The organism is Haloarcula taiwanensis (genome assembly GCA_002844335.1).
GTDB classification, from domain to species: Archaea; Halobacteriota; Halobacteria; order Halobacteriales; family Haloarculaceae; genus Haloarcula; species Haloarcula taiwanensis.
This window is the reverse complement of the sequence record CP019154.1, coordinates 1,119,903-1,139,755: the sequence shown is the minus strand read 5'-3', so window position 1 is coordinate 1,139,755 and position 19,853 is coordinate 1,119,903. Positions and strand designations below refer to the sequence as shown.

14 protein-coding genes are annotated in these 19,853 nt (G+C 61.7%); 7 read left to right on the top strand and 7 right to left on the bottom strand.

Going from position 1 to position 19,853, the window contains the following annotated elements:
* Positions 1-104: 104 nt before the first annotated feature.
* The gene (locus tag BVU17_05910; protein ID AUG47083.1) at positions 105-953 is read left to right on the top strand and encodes a TrmB family transcriptional regulator; all 849 of its coding nucleotides are present in this window, start codon (positions 105-107) and stop codon (positions 951-953) included.
* Here the strand turns inward: BVU17_05910 and BVU17_05905 are convergent.
* The 3 genes from BVU17_05905 to BVU17_05895 all read right to left on the bottom strand — a co-directional run bounded on the left by BVU17_05905 (position 944) and on the right by BVU17_05895 (position 4,628).
* On the bottom strand, positions 944-2,398 hold the full coding sequence (locus BVU17_05905; GenBank protein AUG47082.1) for an arylsulfatase: 1,455 nt from the start codon (positions 2,396-2,398) through the stop codon (positions 944-946). The two genes, BVU17_05910 and BVU17_05905, sit on opposite strands and share 10 nt — an antisense overlap.
* Positions 2,399-2,400: 2 nt before the next feature.
* Complete coding sequence (locus BVU17_05900; GenBank protein AUG47081.1) at positions 2,401-3,378, bottom strand: hypothetical protein; 978 nt, start codon at positions 3,376-3,378, stop codon at positions 2,401-2,403.
* 68 nt (positions 3,379-3,446) lie between these two features.
* Entirely contained in the window at positions 3,447-4,628 is a 1,182-nt protein-coding gene (locus tag BVU17_05895) for a group 1 glycosyl transferase (GenBank protein ID AUG47080.1), read from the bottom strand.
* Between the two features lie 125 nt (positions 4,629-4,753).
* Between BVU17_05895 and BVU17_05890 the strand changes: the two genes are divergently transcribed.
* Positions 4,754-6,178, top strand: coding sequence for a sulfatase (locus BVU17_05890; protein ID AUG47079.1), 1,425 nt, complete (start codon positions 4,754-4,756; stop codon positions 6,176-6,178).
* Between the two features lie 13 nt (positions 6,179-6,191).
* On the opposite strand, the gene BVU17_05885 is transcribed toward BVU17_05890, so the two are convergent.
* The 3 genes from BVU17_05885 to BVU17_05875 form a co-directional block, all read right to left on the bottom strand.
* Positions 6,192-7,628: a polysaccharide biosynthesis protein gene (locus BVU17_05885; GenBank protein ID AUG47078.1), complete on the bottom strand. Its 1,437-nt coding sequence runs from the start codon at positions 7,626-7,628 to the stop codon at positions 6,192-6,194.
* A gap of 164 nt (positions 7,629-7,792) precedes the next feature.
* Positions 7,793-8,932 carry a glycosyl transferase family 1 gene (locus BVU17_05880; GenBank protein AUG47077.1) on the bottom strand — a complete coding sequence of 380 codons (1,140 nt, stop codon included), beginning with the start codon at positions 8,930-8,932 and terminating at the stop codon, positions 7,793-7,795.
* 105 nt (positions 8,933-9,037) lie between these two features.
* Positions 9,038-10,738, bottom strand: coding sequence for a hypothetical protein (locus tag BVU17_05875; protein AUG47076.1), 1,701 nt, complete (start codon positions 10,736-10,738; stop codon positions 9,038-9,040).
* A gap of 233 nt (positions 10,739-10,971) precedes the next feature.
* On the opposite strand from BVU17_05875, the gene BVU17_05870 reads away from it, so the two are divergent.
* Genes BVU17_05870 through BVU17_05855 form a run of 4 tightly spaced genes read left to right on the top strand, consistent with a single transcriptional unit; the run spans position 10,972 to position 15,868 of the window.
* Positions 10,972-11,976, top strand: coding sequence for a glycosyltransferase group 2 family protein (locus tag BVU17_05870; GenBank protein AUG47075.1), 1,005 nt, complete (start codon positions 10,972-10,974; stop codon positions 11,974-11,976).
* 2 nt (positions 11,977-11,978) lie between these two features.
* Positions 11,979-13,274 carry a hypothetical protein gene (locus BVU17_05865; GenBank protein ID AUG47074.1) on the top strand — a complete coding sequence of 432 codons (1,296 nt, stop codon included), beginning with the start codon at positions 11,979-11,981 and terminating at the stop codon, positions 13,272-13,274.
* A 39-nt stretch (positions 13,275-13,313) separates the two neighbouring features.
* Positions 13,314-14,417, top strand: coding sequence for a sulfatase (locus tag BVU17_05860; protein ID AUG47073.1), 1,104 nt, complete (start codon positions 13,314-13,316; stop codon positions 14,415-14,417).
* The gene (locus BVU17_05855) at positions 14,417-15,868 is read left to right on the top strand and encodes a hypothetical protein (protein AUG47072.1); all 1,452 of its coding nucleotides are present in this window, start codon (positions 14,417-14,419) and stop codon (positions 15,866-15,868) included. Before BVU17_05860 ends, BVU17_05855 begins: the two co-directional genes overlap by 1 nt.
* Before the next feature lie 21 nt (positions 15,869-15,889).
* Here the strand turns inward: BVU17_05855 and BVU17_05850 are convergent, their stop codons facing one another.
* Positions 15,890-16,825, bottom strand: coding sequence for a glycosyl transferase family A (locus BVU17_05850; GenBank protein AUG48842.1), 936 nt, complete (start codon positions 16,823-16,825; stop codon positions 15,890-15,892).
* A gap of 96 nt (positions 16,826-16,921) precedes the next feature.
* On the opposite strand from BVU17_05850, the gene BVU17_05845 reads away from it, so the two are divergent.
* Positions 16,922-19,738 carry an MFS transporter gene (locus tag BVU17_05845; protein AUG47071.1) on the top strand — a complete coding sequence of 939 codons (2,817 nt, stop codon included), beginning with the start codon at positions 16,922-16,924 and terminating at the stop codon, positions 19,736-19,738.
* The last annotated feature ends 115 nt before the right edge of the window (positions 19,739-19,853 follow it).

Below are 19,853 nucleotides of genomic sequence, written 5' to 3'. Positions count from 1 at the left end.
CGCAGTCATGTTACTCACTCTGCGAGTAACTACTCGCCGCCACCCACTAATAGATTTGGGCGGCGGGCGACGCGTTTTACATTCCCTGCCACACATGAGCGTGTATGAGCGACCCTGCGGACGTGTTCGACCTAGTCGGGCTGACCGAATACGAGGCGACAGCGCTGGAACAGCTGCTCTCGCTCGGCCGAACGACGGCCCCGAATCTCGCGGAAGCGAGCAGCATCCCCAAGGCCCGCGTCTACGGCGTGCTGGAGTCGCTCTCCGACCGCGGATTCATCAAGGTGATTCCCGGCCGTCCCAAAGAGTACCAGCCGAAATCGCCTGGCGAAATCCTCGACCGGGCCGTCGAGAACCGCAGGCAATCATACGAATCGTTTGCCACAGACATCGACTCCTACCGCGAAGCCTTCCTCGCCGAGTACGAACCACGGTTTGAACGGGCAAGCGAAGACATCTCGCCGACGGCAGAACTGTTCCACGTCGTCGACGTGGGCGAACCAAGCGAACGCGAGACCCGCCGGCTGTATGATGACGCCGAAGCGACGCTTCGTGTCATCACCAATAGCTTCGCCTACCTCGATAGCGTCGAACGCGCACTGGCGGAGACACTCGACCGTGGAGTCGAGGTCAGCGTTCTCTTCTTGCATCCCGACGAGCTACCAGCGGAGAAGGCTGCTGTTCAGGCCGACATCGTCGACCAACTGGCCTCGGAGTACCCTGCTGTCGACCTGCGATTCAGCACGGAGAAACTCCCCTGGCGCGGGACGCTCGTCGATCCGAGCATGGACTACGACAGCGGTGAGGCGATTCTACTGGTCGAGGAGCCGGACGTTCCCAACCACATGCGGCAGGCCGCACTCACGGACAACGGCTCGTTCGTCGCTGGGATGCAGCGCTACTTCGATCTGATCTGGGAGTATGAGAGCGTCGACACGGCCCGTCAGACGTAGCCAAGGTCCTCCAGTCGCTGGTATGTCCTGTCGTCGAGGTCGTCGAAGTCCTCGCCCGCCGTCTTGACGTCGCGTTCCTTTATCGACTCGAACGCACGGTCGACGTGTTCCGCACCGTCGTCGGAAACCTTGTAGGACGTCTGGGCGTCGCGGCTGACAACTGTGGCGGCGTGGTCGCGGCTAGTACAGTACTTGACAACGCCCTCGCTATCGTCTTCGAACACCGCTCGCGACGTGGCAGTCCACGGCGACAGGTCGTCGACGTACGCACCGGCACGCTCCTGCAGCGGTTCGTCGAGGCCGACCGCAGTGGCGAGGACCGGCCCGTCAGGACAGAAGCCGGCCGGCTGCCGGTCTCCGTCTCGAAGCCGATTCACGACCCGCGGAAATTCGACCAGCGACGCGGGACCGTCGACCCGTTGGGGTTCGGTCTGGCCCGGATGGCGCACGATGAGCGGGACGTGGAGCACGCTGTCGTGAATCGTGACGCCGTGCTCTGCGACCCGGACGCCCGGCCGCACGTCGCTCCGTTCGCCGAATCCTTCACCGTGGTCGCTCGTGATGACGAGGAGGGTGTTTTCGAGTTCGCCACGCTGTTCCAGTGCCGAAACCAACCGTTCGAGCTCCGCGTCCATCTGGCGAATCGCCCCATCGTACAACGACTCCACCGCCTTCTTTTGCCACCACGGCCGGTGGCCGCCGTTGAAGTCCCACTTCTGGTCCTCGAAGGAGGCCTGCAGCGACGACGCCTCCGAGCCGCCCCACTGGTCGTATTCGGGCATCGGTTCGTACGGAATGTGTGCGTCCATCAGGTTGAGACACGCCGCCCACGGCCCCTCCTGCCGGTCGCTCCAGTCCAGCAGCGAATCCACGTAGACGTCCGCCGGCGTCGACGCTCTGACGCTGTCCGGGAGGAGCCGCTTGTAATCGGACTGGAGTTTCGTCGCCACACCGTTTGCCAGCGACCGGAGCGGCGCGTCGTCTGTTAGCGCGAGTTTGACGAACTCCGCGTACTGGCCCCGCCCCTCGTTCGAGACGAACTCGTGGGGATTGACTGCGCCCGGGAACGGGACGTTCCGTGCACCGACGACCTCGTCGAACCCGTCCCGGAGTCCGACATCGACGGCCGTCAGCCAGTCGTTCTCGGTGAACACGCCCGTTTCGTAGCCGTCCTCGCGCAACTGCGAGAATACCGACGCCGAGGGGTCCAGCCGGTGGCCCGCCGAGACGACGCCGTGTTCTTCGACGTGTAGACCGGAGAAGATGCTCGCGTGGCTCGTGACGCTCCGCGCACCGGGGGCCCGGGCCTGCTCGTACAGTGTCGCCCGCTCCGCGGCAAAGGAGTCCAGAAACGGCGTCGTCTCGTTGACGTGGCCGTAGGCGCTGAGGTTCTGTGCCCGGGCGCTGTCGAGGATGACCAGCAAGACGTTTGGATCGTCCGACATAGCTACATATACCCGAGGTCTTCGAGATGCTCCTTGACTTCCTCCCCTGACCGGTCGCCGTCGTGCGACGCCGTCACCTGCGGCGTCGACGTGTGGTCGGTCCCGTCGAGTTCTGCTTCGATGGCCGCACGGACGTCGACGACGCTCTCGATCGCGTCGACCATGGCCGCGTCGGTCCCCGCAATCATCGCCTCGTCGGTGTGGACCCCGTCCTGCAGACCGTGGTCGCTGACGAGCAGTAGCTCGTCGTTGTCACCGAGGTCGTCACGGACCTCGCCGACGAACTCGTCGAGTTCCTCGTAGGCGCGGTCCTGCAGCGATGGCTGTTCGTACGCGACGTGGCCGACGAGGTCGAGCCCGCTCGTGTATGCAAACACCAGTTCGTGTCGGCCGCCTCTGAGCGCCCGTCGTGCGCGAGCGAGGCGAACCATCGACATTTCGAGGCACTGCTCGTAGAACAGCGCCGGGTCCGTCGACGAGTGCCCGCCTTTCGCTTCGAGGTCGCGCTCGAAGAGGTCGCCGAGGTTTCGCCGAAGGCTGTGCTCGCGGTCCTCGGTGTCCGGGTCGATCACGTAGTTCGGGATGCCGATTGGTGCCGCCTCTCGGCCGTCGAACACTGTCGACAGGCCGTTCTCCTCGTAATACGTCGCCGGGATCCGAAACGCGTCCTGTTCGGTGTTATTCAGTAGCCACGCCCCGAGACGCGTCTGCAGCCCCGACGGGAGGAGGTAATCCGCGGCAGCGCTCCCGAATCGGAGGGCAGGGTTCTCCCAGGCGACGCCGTTGTCGAGCGTGATCCCGTGTTCCGGTGGCCTGAGGCCGGTAATGATCGTCGGCCAGAGTTCGTGCGTGCTGGGGCCGCCCTCGACGCTCCTGATCGTCTCGATAGCGTGGTGATCAGCGAGCGTCAAATTCGGATGTGCCGTCGAGTCTACTAGTTCCGGGTCGAGTGCATCGATACCCAGCACTACGAGGACCATATTTACCTCGAACGTCTCAGTCGACGGCTTAAGACCTTTCGATGCACGCGATAGACGTCGGTGCGACCTTAGCCAGACAGCGAACGGTACAGGTCGAGGTACTCCTCCGCGATTTTCTGCCAGTCGTACTTCTCCTCAACACGGTCTCGTGCCTGTCTGGCTATATGTTTCGTGAGTTCGTAATCGGAGAGCAAGGTGGTGACGGCGTCTGCGATTGGTTCCGGTGACTCTGTCGGAACGACAAAGCCCTCCTCCCCGTCGCGGACCATCTCGCGCGCCCCGGATATATCGGTGACGACCACCGGACAGCCGGTTGACATCGCTTCCAGACGGACGAGGGAGAAGCTCTCCGACCGGGACGGGTGGATGAAGGCACGCGCCTGCGACAGGTGTTCCCGGACGATTGACTGGTCGACGTACCCGTGGAACGTGACGTTCTCCTCCAGATCGAGGTGCTCAACCTGCTCGTGCAGTTCGTCTTCCAGCGGCCCATCACCGAAGATGTTGAGATGGACATCTGGATGCTCCTGTCGGATTATGTCAAGTGCATCGAACAGGATATCGTAGCCCTTCCGTTCCCTGAGACTCCCGATAGCCACGAGCACCTTGGAGTCGGCAGGCTCGCTGTACTCGAAGAGATCCGGATCCACGCCGAGCGGGATCGTCCGGAGCTTTGACTCGTCGACCAACTCGGCGTACACGTCCCGAGCTTCCTCGTGGACGACGACGACCCGGTCAGCGGCTTCCAGCGTTCGCTCGAATAGTTCCATCCGGGGCGGGTCCAGAACCGCGTCACGCGTTGCGTCGACAGCCGCGTGTAGCGGGTCCGTAAGTGGACGCGGCAGATCCGACCCCACCCACGAGGAGACCATGCGGTTGAACTCCTCAGCCATAATCGCGTGTCCCGCCTGACATGGTCCGATGACGATCGGGACGTCTCCCTGAAGGCCCGAAACCAGAAGCGGATTGAACCACCGATAGCTAAGGTTCATATGGTGGTATATGTCTACAGGACCAGTGCGTAAATCTCCCAGAAGCGTCCGGTACAACTTCACGTAGTACGCGATCCGGTTAGCGCCACCGAGCGGGTACACAGTGACGTTTTCGGGGTCAAGCCGGTCGGAGACCGTCCGCGTGTACGTGTCGACAGTAAAGTCGTCGTCGTAGAGATTATTCAAGAGATTGTAGCTCTTCCCGTATTCGTCGTTGGACATATCCGCCTTGGTCGGCCCGACGAGAACCCGCGGCATGAGTGGTGGTGGAGCAGTGGTGGAGTTAACCGTTATATCTGGCGTTTTGGCATTGATCACGCTCGGTATTTTACGCGCCGCAGTTCACGAAAGACATATTATTGCCACTCCGGTCACTCAACACAATGGATCCGCCGAACGTTCTCCTCGTCATTCTCGATAGCGTCCGGGCGAAAAACATGAGTCTCTACGGGTACGGTGCCCGGACGACGCCGTTTCTCGAACGGTTCGCCGACGAGGCAGAGGTGTACGAACAGGCGCGTGCGCCGAGTATTCACAGCGTTGCGAGCCACGCGAGCATTTTTACCGGTTATCACGTCCCTGAGCACGGCGTGACCAAGCACGAATCGGAACTGGACCCGGAGAGCACGATCTGGCGCGAGCTCGCGGACGACTACGGCTATGAGACGGGTGTCTTCACCCCAAACGTCGTCGTCAGCGTCTCCTCGAACCTCGTCGAACCGTTCCAGACTGTCGACGGGCCGCGACAGGACCCGGGTCACCGCTACTTTGAGGAGGGAATCGCACCCTCAGATGTCGAAGGGCATCAGACGAACCGCGAGTACCTCACTCGGTGTTTCAACAGCGATGCGCCGCTGCGGTCGGTGATCAACGGGCTGTACTTCCAGTATTACGACGGCGGAACCGAGGCGGAAGACGAGTCAGCCACTGAATACATCGATTCGTTTCTGGACTGGTCAGGGTCCCGGAACGGGCCATGGGCGGCGTGTCTCAACCTGATGGGCGCACACTACCCGTACGAGCCGGGCGCGGAGTACGATCAGTGGGGTGGCGACGAGTTACAGGCCCTCCACGATTCCCTGCCGGCCCCACCGTCACGAGAGATTGCCACCGACGGGGACTGGTGGAAGCTCCGGGCGGTGGAGAGTCTCTACGACGGGTGTATCAGGCAACTCGATGCCGCGATGGAGTCCCTCACAGCGGCGCTCAGGGACCGAGGCGATCTAGACGAAACACTGCTGGTCATCACAAGCGACCATGGCGAGGGATTCGGCGAGCGAAGTCGTATCGACCCCAGTGTTCAGGTCGCGGACCACAGCTGGGGGATCAGCGAGGTACAGACGCACGTCCCGCTCGTCGTTAGCCGGCCGGGCGAGTCAGACGGCGTCGTCGAGAACCGGATCGCGAGCCTCACCCGGTTCCCCGACGTAGTCAGAAACGAGATCGACGGCGAGCGTGGATCGTTCACCGTCGACGATCATGCGATTGCCATGACCCACCGTCTCGAACAGCCGGAACGAGTGTTACCGGCAGCGTGTCAGGACCGGTCGAAATACGGCGGCCCGTGGCGAGCGGTCTATCGACAGGACGGCGACCGCGTCAGAAAGGTCGCCGACCACGGATCGACGGCGCGAACGATACTGATAGAGAACGCTCAGGTGTCCTATCCGCGAGACGACGAGGAATCGTCTCTGGGAGCCGTTTACGACAGCTTCGAAACTAAGGGCGTTCGGAAGGATCAGAAGGACGGACAGGCGCTTGATGATGATGTCGAAAAACAGCTGGAAGAGCTGGGCTATCTCCGGTAATCAGCTTCACCGGTTATCGCAGTGAAGCGACTTGCGGGATGTTGTCGAGGACTACAGTCCGGAACTGAGACGAGATAGACACTAACACTGCGAAATAGGTGGCCGCCCCAAGGATGATAAGTGCGGTCGTCGCGACCTCGTTGGGGAACGGTTCGTTCGCCCGCGTTAGCACACCGTTGAGAACGGTGACGAGTATCCCCATCGCTACCGTCGCACCAATCTGTCGCAAGATTTCGGTGACTGGAACACTGAAGTCGAGATGTCTGCCAAGGATGAGATAGCCACCGATCAGGCTCAGGAGCGAAGACAGCGCGGACGCCAGCGCAGCCCCGGTCATACCGATGGTATAGACAAGCGCCGCGTTCAGTGTCACGTTCGAGGCGATCAGTATCCCGTTTACCTTGAACGCCGCCTTCGGTTGGTCGATCCCCCCGAGCGCGTTCGTGAACTGCTTCTGGTAGCCGTAGAACAACACAGAGAGAATAAGCAGCCCGAGGACCTGTGCCCCCTGTACGAACTCGTCACCGTAGATTCGAAGGATGCGATTGGACAACAACAGCCCGCCGACGAGACCGGGTATCGTCACCAACCCGGTGTACGAGAGCGCATCCTCTACGAGGGATGCGACCTGTTGGTCTCGATCGTCTACCGACAGCTTGCTCAGTTCTGGAAACAGCGCGCCACTGATCGACGTACTGAAGATAATGAGGAAGTTCGCGATGTTCCAGGTGATCCCATAGACGCCGACGAGCGAACTCGGCACGAACAGCCCGAGAATGATAACGTCGGCTTGCTGGAACGTTTTCCCTTCGAGCCGCCCCATCCAAGCGTACTTCGCGTAGTCGACGAGACGCTCGAAGTGTTTCTTCTCCGGAAGGTTGTACGGTCCACCGAGAACGTAGAGCCCGGCGACCACGAGGACGAGGCCACCCAGCGCATACCCCATGACGAGCGCAGTCAATCCGAAGCTGAGAAGTACACCTCCGACCTGCAGGACCGTCCTGGCGATTCGTCGTGCAACCTTGAGCACCGCCGCGACGTGGACCATGTGGGCCCCGTTGAGCATCGCATCGACGTACGACCCGAGTAGTCCAACCGCGAGAAGGATAATTACGAACCCGATATGGTCGACATCAAAGCTGCTGGTGACGACGTCCTGAAACAGCAACAGACCGACAATGATTACGCCACCGATGGCTGCAATTGTGAGCCCCCCCGCAAGCTTGTACTCCCCTATGTCCGTCCCCTCGCTGACCCGTTTCGTAATCGCGCTGCCGATTCCGATAGATCCCAGAAGCGAGAGCCACGCAACGATAGAGAGCAAGAGATAGTATCTCCCGAGGACTTCCGCACCGAGTAATCGTGCGAACAGGATCGTGGCGATGAAGCCGGCCGCAGAAGAGAGCCCCTTCGAAACGAAAGAGATGAACGATGTTTGTCCGATTCGCATCCGTATGCATCAGGAGATGGACAAGACGTTATTAGAACTTGTTGATATCTCTGTGAGTGGGTGTGTAAATCAGCGTATACCGTGGTAACGCGCCTAATCAGCCTGTGAGGCGATAGGTGACGTGCCGACTATCGGAACGCTGGCCAATCAGCAAGATAGCACACCTACAGCCGCTTGAGTATCGACCTGTACCGCTCACAGGCCGCCTCAAAGCTGTACTCAGTCTCGATTCGGTTGCGTCCGTTCTCGCTGATGTTGTCAAGATCGTCTCGGTCCAGACTATCGAGTATAGTCTGTCGAAGCGCCGGCGGCTCCCGTGAATCAAGCAGGAAGCCGGTTTCGCCCTCGCGGACAACGTCTGGAACGCCCGAAACCGGTGAGGCCAGTACCGGCGTTCCGCAGGCCAGCGCTTCCAGTATTGTCGTCGGTAGTCCCTCCGTCGGCTGTGACGGCAACACGAGCAGCGAGAGATCGTTGAGTTGGTCGGGCACATCGTCGTGATCCACCCAGCCGGTGAGTTCGACTGCGCCGCGCTCGATTTCAGACGCGAGTTCGGTTTCCAGCCACTCCCGGAGGTCACCGTCGCCGATGAACCGGAAGGTCACGTCGTCGGGTAGCTCTGTGGCGACAGCAGCGAGTTCGCGGACGTTCTTTTCTTCGTCAAGCCGACCGAGGAACCCGACGATGCGGTCGCGGTCGGCGTAGGGCTGCTGGACGCGAAATTCATCCGTCCGGACGTAGCGCGCCCCCGTCGGATACACGGTCGGGGATTCCGGATGCAGGTCCAGTTGGCGGGCCATCTCGGGCGTGTATGTGATGACCCCGTGAGCCGCGGCGAAGCCGGCTCGTTCAAGTGCACGGACGGCACTGGCGAGCCCGGCAGCCACCGGGTCCGGCAACTGCTGTTCCCAGTTCAGCCGGAGCGTCAGCGGCACATCACCGCGGGGTTCGACGAGAACCGTTTTACCGAGCAACCGAGCCGCGATAATGGGAAGCAGGTACGACGTTGCGCCGAAAAACAGGACTACGTCTTCGTCACGGTCGGCGATGACGCGGCACATCCGGAGCTGGTTCAACAGGAACCGGACGGCGGCGGTGACGACGGAGTCGCCCGCGCCTTTCTGCGTGAGCTCGACGAGTTCGTGCCGGTCGCGAATCTCGGAATCAGCCGGCAGATCAGCCGTCACGAGCGCGACCGATGTCACAGCCGACAGGATGTCGAGCAGGCTTCGTGTGGCGTTCTCGCCAGCAGCGGCGAGGGGATGGGTCACGACGCAGACACTCGGGAGTGATTCGTCAGTCATAGAATCCACTTTCGTTCGGTGTCACGGGTGATTCGCTGGCTACTCTGTAGTGTCTGTGGGCGGAGAGAACGGGTCCCGGGGAGTGATTTCGACATATAGTTGTCATTAGCAAGCCGGTTCATCGTCTATCCGCTTTAGCACGACGATAGTCGGGTTTCCGTCTTCGGGGAACGACGAAAGTCCGGCGCTGTCTCTGAACTTTCGCTCCGCGCTGAGTTCGGTGTCCACCGGCGGACCGAACGTCCGGACGATTTCGTAGTCCTCCTCGGCAAACAGCGCCGACATGCGTTCAGTCACACCCGGGTACACGGACGGATCCTTGAAAAAGCGGAAGTAGTGGTAACTGGAGAGCACGACGTACTCGGGCGCGTTACAGTCCAGTCGTTCAAGCCCCGGCTGCCACTCCTCGCGAGGGAACGTCGAATGAATGACGTACCGGTTCACGGTCGCTTCTTCGGGGAACTCCGGGAGGTACACGCGCTGGGAATACACGTCGACAGTATCAGCGCTATCCAGATTCGCGTGTGTCCACTCAGTTGCCTCCTGCCGGGACTGGCTGACATCGGCGACACCGGCGACAGTGTGTACGCCCGAAAAGACGACGACGAGCGTGAGAAATCCGATGCCGACCACGCGCATTGAGCGATCGGATCGGGTCAGATCGGACCCGGCGACGCCGGCGAGGACCGCGAGAACCGGGAATAACGGCATCACACGCGGGAACTGTGTCATGTTCCCCTGAGTGATGACTGCGAAGTACGGGATAGCATAGAGAAGCAACAACCAGACCGCACTGTCAAGGGTGCCTCGCAAGAGGAAAGCGATGACGAGTAGTACGGACAGTATCGAAAACAGGAACAGTACGATGCCCTGTCCTTCGGCGAGGTGTGCAAGCTGAATGAGCCACCCGGGGTCAGACCAGTTGTACGAGACGGAGTCGCTCGTACTGCGGACGACGTACCGAGAAATCTCATCGGCCCACGACACTGGATGGAAAAAGATTGACGGGGTCGTGGCGATGTAACCGAGTATAGTTAGCGTCGGGTACCTCCAAACCGCTTTGATGAACTCACCGACGGTCCCCGATTCGTCCCAGTGGCGTTCGATGATGACGATAGCAATAGGCAAGACGAGGAGCCCGGCGGTTGCCTTCGTCGACGCTGCTAAACCAGCGACCAGTGCGGCAGCCAACAACGTTCTGGTCTCTCTCGAATGAAACGCACGAACCGTTAGCAGGAATCCGAGCATGAGGAAGAACGTCATCGGGACGTCCTCAGTAGCGTAGTGGGCGGTGAGGACATACCCGACAGAAGTCGTGAGAAAAACGGACGCGAGGATTCCGGCACGGCGGTCCAGTAGTTCTCTACCAAGGTAATAGAGGACGACAACAGTCCCGACACCGAACAAGACAGATACAAGCCGACCGGCGAACAGCACGTCGTAGAAGGCTGTGAGAAGGTCGGGAGACACACCCCAGCTCGGCGAGCTTCCGACGCTGGCTGCGCCCGACATGATGTCGCCGAACTGTCCGGTCACAAGCCAGTACAGCGTCACCGGGACGAAAGAGAGCGCCAGAAGGTAGAGGTGGAGGTTCCCGCCTTTCCGGAAGTTATCGATGAAGGGGTTCTGCTCGTATCCCATCCTGAGAGCGAGTTCGATAGCGCCGGTTTCGTCCGGAAACGTCAGATGCGGCCGCAGTCGCCAGGTACCGAAGACCATCAGCAGGAACGCAGCGAGCGCGATGAGCGGCACAAACGGCTCACGTCGGACCGACTTGCTGATTCTGTTCCACAGGATAGAGGGCATTTCCTCGTGATTGACCACTGACTGTAATAGTCTGTACGGTTCCGGGAGACAGCACCCCGATTACAGGCATGCGTGTTGATTTTGTATACGTCTCTTCATCAGGGGAGTGTCAGCCTGAAAACCACTCTAAAGGACTAATGATCGGGATGTTCGCGGTATCGGCATAATTTGAGCAGGTAGCAAATGGCAACTGTTAATAAATGCGCATCTTGTAGCACATACAGACCCTCAGAATGGCAAAAACAGGGAGTCTACCGGACGGGTCGGCCGTATCAGCGACAGATACCGACAGTGACGTCCAAACGTCTATTGTGCTTCCTGCATATAACGAGTCCGAGAATCTGGAGCCGCTAGTCGACGAGATCCAGTCTACGTTCCGTGAGAATACGACGTACGGCCCATACGAGATAGTTGTCGTTGACGATGGGAGTACGGACGGGACGGCCGAGACGATACAGCAGATCGCGACGGACCGTGACGAAGTGACAGGAGTCTTACTTCGACGTAACTTCGGGCAAAGTGCGGCCCTGGCTGCCGGAATCGACTACTCGATAGGGGAATACATCGTGACGATGGACGCCGACCGGCAGAACAATCCGGCAGACATCCCGAAGCTCCTCACGAAACTCGAAGAGGGGTACGACTGCGTCAGCGGTTGGCGGCGCGACCGCGACGACCCGCTCTCGAAAACTATTCCGTCGGCAATACAGACACGGTTGGCGAAGCTGACAGGGCCGGACATTCACGACTTCGGATGCACGCTGACCGCCTACCGAGCTGCGGGGCTGAAGGAGATAGACCTCTACGGCGAGGGCCACCGGTACATCCCGGCGAAGCTCCACAAGCGAGGGTACAAAATAACGGAACTGCCCGTCGACCACCGGCCGCGAACCGCCGGGGAGACGAAGTACGGGATGAAGCGGCTGGTCAAGGGGTTCGTCGACCTCCTGTTTCACGTCTTCTGGAACCGGTTTTCCACCCGGCCGTCGCATTTCTTCGGCGGTATCGGGCTCGTCCTGATGACGGCCGGCGGCCTCATCGGGTCACACATGGTGTTTCTCAAGTACGCCTTCGGACAGTCGCTGGCACCGCACGTCCCGCGGCTCATCCTGACCGTCGCGCTGGTCCTGTTCGGCGTCCAGCTGGTGATGTTCGGGTTCCTCGCGGAGATGATAGTGAAACAGCAGTACCGGGACGAGCGACCGTACCGCGTCAACGCCATCATCGGTGAGGACTGACAATGCAAGATTTCGACTCACACGCTATCGAGAACGTACTGCTCGTCAGCATCGACTGTCTCCGGGAAGACTGGCTCCAGCGGGGCATCTCGGAGGGCATCGTCCCGACGCTCGAACGGCTGGCGACCGAGGGGTTGTACTTCGACCGGGCGTTCACCGTGGCAAACACCACCGACCCGAGCCTCACGTCGTTCATGACCGCCTCGTACCCCCACACCCACGGCGTCCAGGAGAACGGCTGGGGGCTCGACGAGTCTATCCCCGTCCTCGCGGAGTCGGTACAGGACGCGGGCCACGACACGTTCGGCGTCGTCAGCGTCGACCACCTCAGCGACGAGCACTCGGGGCTGGGCCGGGGCTTCGACGAGTACTGTGACGGCGGCGGCTCCTACGATACGCTGTACCCGATTCTGAGCCGGATATACGACACGAAGACGTTCAACACGGTGTTCGGTGCGGTGAAAGACGTCGGGACCGAGCAGTGGAACCTCAAGTCGCTCCTGCGACAGACGGGACTCATCAGACTGCACTGTCGGACGGCAAAGAGCGTGACACAGGACGCCGTCGAGCAGCTAGACCGCGTCGACGGCCCCTTCTTCGGCTGGGTCCACTACTTCGACATGCACGAACCGCGGAACTACGACCGCGGCGACCTCGACACGCACGACGAGTACACGGCCGCGATGAAGCTCGTCGACGGGTACGTCCAGCAGGTACTCGACGAACTCGAAGCGCGGGACCTCCGCGAGGAGACGCTCGTGATTCTCACGGCCGACCACGGGGAGGCGCTGGACGACCACGGCTACACGGGCCACGGCCGCCAGCTCTACGACGAGGAACTGCACGTCCCGCTCGCGTTCCACCACCCGGACATCGACGCGGAGACCGTCTCCGACCAGGTCCGGACAATCGACATCGCGCCGACGGTGCTCGACCTGCTGGACGTCGAGGTCCCGGACGCGTTCGAGGGGCGGAGCCTCCGCGTGAACGACGACGGGACGCCGCCGGGAGACCGAGACGCGTTCCTGACCGCCTATCCGGAGTTCGCGGAGTCCATCGGCCTCCGCACGCCGGGGTGGAAGCTCATTCGCGAGGGGACCGAGCACGAACTGTACGACCTCTCGGCGGACCCCGAGGAGACGAACGACCTCGTCGCCGCCGGCGCGACGGACGGGACGCCGTACGACGACCTCCGCGAGAAGCTCCAGGCGTGGGACAGCGCCGGCAGCGACGTCAGCGACCAGGACATCGATGCCGACACGCAAGAGATGCTGAAAGACCTCGGCTACGTGGACTGACCGTAGGACTCAAGTGTTTCTCAATCGGTGCTGGTAGCAATGAGGGATGTCATCTTCGTTACTGCGGACTCCGTCCGTCACGATTTCCTAGACGCGATGGAGTTCGTTTCTACGTTCTCGAACCACCGGGGCGTGACCGGGGCCCACTACACGCGACCGAGCCTCGCCAGTATTCTGACCGCCTCGTACCAGGGGGCTATCGAGTCCCGCGCGATGTCCCCGACAGTCGCCGAAGCCTTCTCCCAGGCCGGATACACGACGATTGGCCTCTCCTCGTCTCCCCACACTGACCCGCGGTTCGGGTTCGACGCGGGATTTGACGTCTACGAGAACTACTGCGAGGCGGGCAACCGCGGCAACCCGCTCCGACAGTTCGCCTCACAGTTCGACCTCATCCGGAAGGTCTACCACCGCTTCCGGCCGCCCCACGCGAAGCTATCGAACCGGCTCCCGGACGACGAACTCATCGACAACGCCATCGCGGCGTTCAACGACGAGTCGGGCCCGCGGTTCATGTGGCTCCACATGATGGGCACCCACCGCCCGTACGGCCTCGGCGACGACGCCGTGCCCAAGGAGATAGACCGGAAGGCGCTGTTCGCCCCTGAGAAGCTCACTGCCGACGAGAAGGAGACGATTACGCGGAAGTACCGCCAGACCCTCTCTCGGGCGGACGCCGAGATAGAGCGCCTCGTCGACTCGGTGGATTCGTCGGAGCCGCTCGTGGTGTTCAGTTCGGACCATGGCGACGAGTTCGGCGAGGACGGACACTACTTCCACCAGCCACAGCGGCGGCGGGTGGTCGACGCGCTGACCACCGTGCCCGTGGCGACGAACGACCTCTCGCTGTGTGAGCCACTCAGCGTCCTCGACATCGCCCCGTCGCTGCTTGCCGAAGTCGGCGGCGAGATCCCGTCCGAGTGGCACGGGAAAGACGTCCGCGAGACGCCCCGAGACCAGACGCTCACCATCGCCCCGTGGCACGGCACGACGACCGTCGCGTGGCAGGACTTCGAGACGAAAATCGTGAGCCGCGACGCCGACGTGTCGATGGTGCGGAACGGCGAGACGGTCGACGTCGAGCGCGAGGACGTCGACGAGGACCTCAAACAGCAGATGCGCGACCTCGGTTACGTCGAGTGATGGCCGATGACGACAGCATCCTGAAAGGCTACCTCTCGGTGTTTACCGGCGACCTCGGCCGACTCCTGACCTTCGCCGTCTTCATCCCGTTGCTGGTCCGTACCGTCGGCGAAGGCGGGTTCGGGACCTACGCGCTCGTGATGGCGATTTTCCTCCCGAGCCGGAAGATACTGAACCTCGGGCTGTTCGAGGCGACCAAGACCTACGCCTCGCGGGAGCGCGGCGAGGAGCGAGCAAGCGTTGTCACCACGTCCTTCGCACTCCACGTCGGGAGCCTCCTCGTCGGGATTCCGGCGCTGGTCGGGCTCATAACCTGGCTTACCGACGGGACGCTCCAGACGGCGCTGTACCTGATGCTCGGTGCGGTCGTCGGGGAGCAGCTGTACTACTTTGGGCGCGGCGTGCTCCACGCCTACAAGCGGGAGGAACTCGCCGAACCGCTCGTCCCGGCCCGGTCGGTCATCCTTGCCGTCGTGGGGCTCGGGCTGGCCGGGGCCGGGTACGGCGTGCCGGGTGTCTTCGCCGGGTTCGCGACCGGGTTCCTGCTCACCGGCCTGCTCTCGACGGCACTTGCGTTCCGCGAGGCCGGCGTACTCCCGTCGATACGTAGCCTGGCTCTCCGGACCTACGCGCGGCCGCTCGTTCGGTTCGGGGCCCAGTCGATGGTACTCACGCTCCTCCTGACAAGCATGTACAAGGTCGACATCCTGCTTGTCAGTCACTTCTGGGACGCAACGACAACCGGTCACTACCGGGCGGCACTGCAGGTCTCTGAGTTCATGTGGGTCGTCTCGGTGGCGATGGAGATGGTGATGATTCAGTCGACGGCGGACCTCTGGGCCGACGGGCGGATAGACCGCCTCACGTCGCTGCTGTCGCGGCTCCTCCGGTACGTCGTCGTCCTCACGGTGTTGCTCGTCGCCGGCGTGTTCGTCCTGGGCGAGCAGTTCCTCACCGTGTACTTCGGCGAACCGTATGAGGCGAGCGTCCGACCGCTCCAGGTTCTCCTGCCGGGCGTGCTCGGCTTCGCCATTGCGCGGGTCATCTGGCCGGTGCTACAGGCTGGGGGACACCTGCGGCAGTTGCTGCTCGCGACCGGCGCGTCGGTGGTGGTGAACGTCGTCCTGAACCTAGCGCTGATACCGCGAATCGGCATCGTCGGCGCGGCTATCGGCACCTCAACCGCATACGGGCTCATGGCGGTGACTCACGTGGTAGCGGCGCGTAACGTCGGTCTCAAGCCACTCACCGGGTTCCCGGCAGTCCGGGTGCTCGCTCTCGGCCTCGGCACGACGCTGTTGTTGCTCGCGCTGGAACCATACGGGCCGTGGTTCATCGACCTGAGCATCCTCCCGCTCGTGGGCCTCGGCGTCTACGCGCTCGGTAGCCACGTCTCCGGCGTCCTGACGTTCGACGAGGCCACCGAGGTACTGGACTCGGTGCTGAACTGAGTCAGTGGGGCGCGGCTGAGGCTACCGCCAGACGTACATCCCATAGAGGTAGCCGACGCCGACGCTCCCCGTGAGCAGAAAGAGGAAGAGGAACTGCAGGACGGCCCCGAGCGACGGGGACGTGACGATATCGCGGAGACGCGACGGGGCGAACCGGAACAGGAGGTCCCCCAGGAAGTCCGACTCCGCGCCGGTCGATTCAGGGACGAACACCTCCATCCCGCGCTTGGAGTAGCCCTGCCAGAACGCGCGGTCCACGAGCCACCCCGGGTCGGTCCGGTAGTCGAATATCTTGTGTGCGACCAGCGCGTCGGGGGTGTAGTACACCCCTTTGTCGTATTCGCTACGCAGGCGCGCACAGAGTTCCGTCTCGCCGCCCTGGAGGTTCTTCTCGCCCTGTCGGCCGCCGATGTCGTCCTCAAAGCCGCCCAGTTCAAGGAACACGTCCCGTTTGAAGGAGATGTTCGAGCCGAAGGTATTGCGGACGACGCCGGATTCGTCGGGGTCGCCGTTCGGTCCAAATCCGCGGTGGGTCACACCGATAAGCCAGTAGAACTCCGCAGGCAGAAAGCTGGGTTTGCCGGCGACCCACGCTGGCGTCATTCGGCCGCCGACCGCGAGCGCGTTCTCCTGTTGGTAGGCATCGACTAGCGCCATGACCCACTTCTCGTCAGCGATGGCGTCGTCATCGATGAATGCGACAACGTCCCCGGTGGCGACTTCGGCCCCATTGTTCCGGCTCTCTAGCAGTCCGACGTTCTCGTCGTTACAGTGTATCAGGACATCGTCTCGGTTGCCGAAGTCGGATTCGTACTGTTCGTACACGTCCCGGTTCCCATCCGAAACCAGTACGAGTTCCACGTCGTCGTAGGTCTGGGCTAAGACGCTCTCGGCCGCCGCTCGACAGTCGTCGTATCGCTCCATCGTGTGCGTACAGAGCACGACCGAGACTCGCATGGTCGGTGGTGTGCCACCGGTACTGTTAGGCGTTTCCATCCTGCGCCCGCATAGAGGTCAAAAGGCTTATGCGCGCCTTGGCAGTTTTTCCGTGCAATGAGTCAATCACGGGGCTATCTTGACGACAACCCCGAACTCGAGTCCGCCCTAGAGTGGGCCGAGCGCTGGTACCACATTCCGGTCCTCCTGGTACTGCTCGGGTTCATGCTGTGGAATCGCGTCCGGAGCTGGGAGAACTTCATTGTTGACGGCGAAGTTCTCTTCAGCGGGAACGATGCCTGGTATCACTACCGTTCGACCCAGTACGTCGTACAAAACTGGCCCTCGACGATGCCGTTCGATCCGTGGACAGCGTTCCCATACGGGACCAGTAACGGGCAGTTCGGGACGCTTTTCGACCAGATCATCGCGACAGTGGCCCTGATTATCGGCCTGGGTTCCCCCAGTGACCAGACAGTCGCGATGACGGTTCTGTTCGCGCCGGCCGTGTTCGGGACGCTAGTTGCCATTCCGACGTATCTTATCGGACGGCGACTCGGCGGCCGCCTCGGCGGCGTAACTGCGGTTACTGTGATGGCATTCTCGACCGGGTGGCTCTTGCAGCGGAGCCTCGTCGGTTTCTCTGACCACCACGTCGCCGAAGCGCTCTTTCAGGTACTCGGTGTCCTCGGTGTCATGGTGGCGGTCAGCGTCGCCGCACGTGACAAACCGATTTACGAGCAGTTCACCGAGCGAGACATAGACGCACTCCGGGACACCATCAGCTGGTCCATGCTGGCCGGTGTGGCAATTGCGATGTATCTCTGGGTCTGGCCCCCGGGTGTGCTCCTTCTCGGGATACTCGGTGTCTTCTTCCTGCTCCGACTGTGTCTGGAGTACGTTCACGACAGCAGCCCAGAACACACAGCTATCGCGGGCGCAATCACGATGGCGACTGCCGCCGTGGTGAGTGCATCGAGAATCAACGTCCTAGAGATCACAGCGACCGCCCAGTCGCTGCTCCAGCCGGGGCTGGCGTTGGCCGTTTGCTTCGGTTGTGTGTTCATGGCGTGGCTAGCCCGCTTCATGGAGCAGCGCAAATACGGCCGGTACGTGTATCCAGCGGTCGTGTTTGGAATCCTCGCGTCCGGGGCTGTTCTGATGGCATTGCTGACTCCCAGCCTGTGGGACTTCTTCACGCGAAACGTAACGAGAGTCATCGGGTTCACGATCAGTGAAACGGCCGGAACCGTCGGCGAGGCCGCGCCGCTACGGGGCGCTGGGGTCCTGTTCGAGGCACACGGGTTTGCTGTCATCGTTGCGGCTATCGGTGGAATCTTTCTGCTCGCAAAACAGTTCCTCTCCGACGATGCGCCCGCTGAAGAACTGCTCGTCGTCGTCTGGGCACTGTTCATTCTACTTGCCGCGTTTACACAGCAGCGGTTCGCGTATTATCTGGCCGCGCCGATTGCAGTGCTATCGGGAATGGTCGTCGGCCAATTCATCCACTGGTTCGATTTCAGCGCCGACGACGGGATCGAATACTATCAGGTCATGACGATTCTCACGGTACTTCTCGTCATCGTCGTCCCACTATTCGCGTTCGGCACAGCGCCGGTCGAAGCCGGTTCGACCGGTCCCGGGCCGAGTATTCAGGGCTGGGACGAGAGCCTACAGTGGATGGAAGGGAACACGCCCGCGGAGGGCGCGTACGGCACCGGTGGTGACGCGACTCTCGATTACTACGGCACCTATCAGAAACAGGACGACTTCGACTACCAGCAGGGGCAGTACGGCGTCCTGTCGTGGTGGGACTACGGGCACTGGATTACGACGCGAGGCGAACGGGTGCCGAACGCGAACCCCTTCCAGCAGGGAACGGATACGGCCGCACCGTTCCTGATCGCACAGAACGAGACGCGGGCCAACAGTATCCTCAATAGCACAGACGAAGACGACGCGAAGACGCGGTACGTTGCCGTCGACTGGAAGATGGCTGAGACCAACGGAAACCTCGGTGGCAAGTTCTTTGCACCACCGGCATTCGTTGACGGAGTACAGACTAGTGATTACTACAGTCGGCTGTACATCCAGTCCCAAGCCGGTGGGGTCCGCCAGGTGACGTTCCAGCACCAGGCCTACTACGAGACGATGGTCACTCGGCTGTACCGTTTCCACGGAAGTGCCGCCGAGCCTCAGCCGATTGTCATCGACTGGGAGAACAAACAGACGAGCCAAGGCGTGCAGTACCGTGGTGCACCGACGAACGAACAGGAGCCGGAGGGCCAACAGCAGGGCCAGGTCATCCGCCAGTTCCAGTCACTTGAACTGGCCCGTCAGTACGTCGAACAGGATGCGACCTCGCAACTCGGCGGCTACGGCGACGCACCTGGCGAGCGTGTACCGGCGATGGAGCACTACCGTCTGGTCGGTTCCAGTGAGACTGAGGCGTTCCCGAACAGTCCGCAATACCAGCACTCCGCCTGGACGAAAATATTCGAGCGCGTCCCCGGTGCGACGATTGAAGGGACCGGACCGGCCAACACGACAGTCCAGACCGCCGTCCAGATGCGCAACCCAGCCACGAACAAGACGTTCATCTACCGCCAGCGGACCCAGACAGATCAGAACGGGAACTTCGAGATGACCGTGCCCTACTCGACGACCGGCTACGACGACTGGGGAACTGACGAGGGCTACACGAACGTGAGTGTCCGTGCCGAGACCCAGTACCAGTTCAGCGCAGTCGGTACTAACAACGGTAACAGGACCGGCTTTACTGGCACGACCGAGGTCACCGAGGGACAGGTTATCGGTGAGGACGACTCCGCCGCGACCGTCGAGCTGGAACCGGTAACGATTCAGCAGGGCAACGAGACCAGCGGTGAATCACGCGCACCAGTGACCGAAGGCGTGGCTGAAGCGGGGGCATAGCTGCGTCCCGGCGGTTGGTCACTGGCGGAGCCTGTGCGGCCTACCCGAGACTTTTTGTTGGATTCTGTCGGCTGACTCCGTTCTAACAGTGACAGGCCTGCCGGTCGAAAAGTCG

What these genes read in the sequence shown, in the direction of transcription:
- BVU17_05855 (AUG47072.1), top strand. Translation starts at nt 14,417, where the DNA reads ATGGCCGATGACGACAGCATCCTGAAAGGCTACCTCTCGGTGTTTACC.
- BVU17_05860 (AUG47073.1), top strand. Translation starts at nt 13,314, where the DNA reads ATGAGGGATGTCATCTTCGTTACTGCGGACTCCGTCCGTCACGATTTC.
- BVU17_05885 (AUG47078.1), bottom strand. Translation starts at nt 7,628, where the DNA reads ATGCGAATCGGACAAACATCGTTCATCTCTTTCGTTTCGAAGGGGCTC.
- BVU17_05875 (AUG47076.1), bottom strand. Translation starts at nt 10,738, where the DNA reads ATGCCCTCTATCCTGTGGAACAGAATCAGCAAGTCGGTCCGACGTGAG.
- BVU17_05865 (AUG47074.1), top strand. Translation starts at nt 11,979, where the DNA reads ATGCAAGATTTCGACTCACACGCTATCGAGAACGTACTGCTCGTCAGC.
- BVU17_05910 (AUG47083.1), top strand. Translation starts at nt 105, where the DNA reads ATGAGCGACCCTGCGGACGTGTTCGACCTAGTCGGGCTGACCGAATAC.
- BVU17_05880 (AUG47077.1), bottom strand. Translation starts at nt 8,932, where the DNA reads ATGACTGACGAATCACTCCCGAGTGTCTGCGTCGTGACCCATCCCCTC.
- BVU17_05895 (AUG47080.1), bottom strand. Translation starts at nt 4,628, where the DNA reads ATGCCGCGGGTTCTCGTCGGGCCGACCAAGGCGGATATGTCCAACGAC.
- BVU17_05900 (AUG47081.1), bottom strand. Translation starts at nt 3,378, where the DNA reads ATGGTCCTCGTAGTGCTGGGTATCGATGCACTCGACCCGGAACTAGTA.
- BVU17_05845 (AUG47071.1), top strand. Translation starts at nt 16,922, where the DNA reads ATGAGTCAATCACGGGGCTATCTTGACGACAACCCCGAACTCGAGTCC.
- BVU17_05870 (AUG47075.1), top strand. Translation starts at nt 10,972, where the DNA reads ATGGCAAAAACAGGGAGTCTACCGGACGGGTCGGCCGTATCAGCGACA.
- BVU17_05850 (AUG48842.1), bottom strand. Translation starts at nt 16,825, where the DNA reads ATGCGAGTCTCGGTCGTGCTCTGTACGCACACGATGGAGCGATACGAC.
- BVU17_05905 (AUG47082.1), bottom strand. Translation starts at nt 2,398, where the DNA reads ATGTCGGACGATCCAAACGTCTTGCTGGTCATCCTCGACAGCGCCCGG.
- BVU17_05890 (AUG47079.1), top strand. Translation starts at nt 4,754, where the DNA reads ATGGATCCGCCGAACGTTCTCCTCGTCATTCTCGATAGCGTCCGGGCG.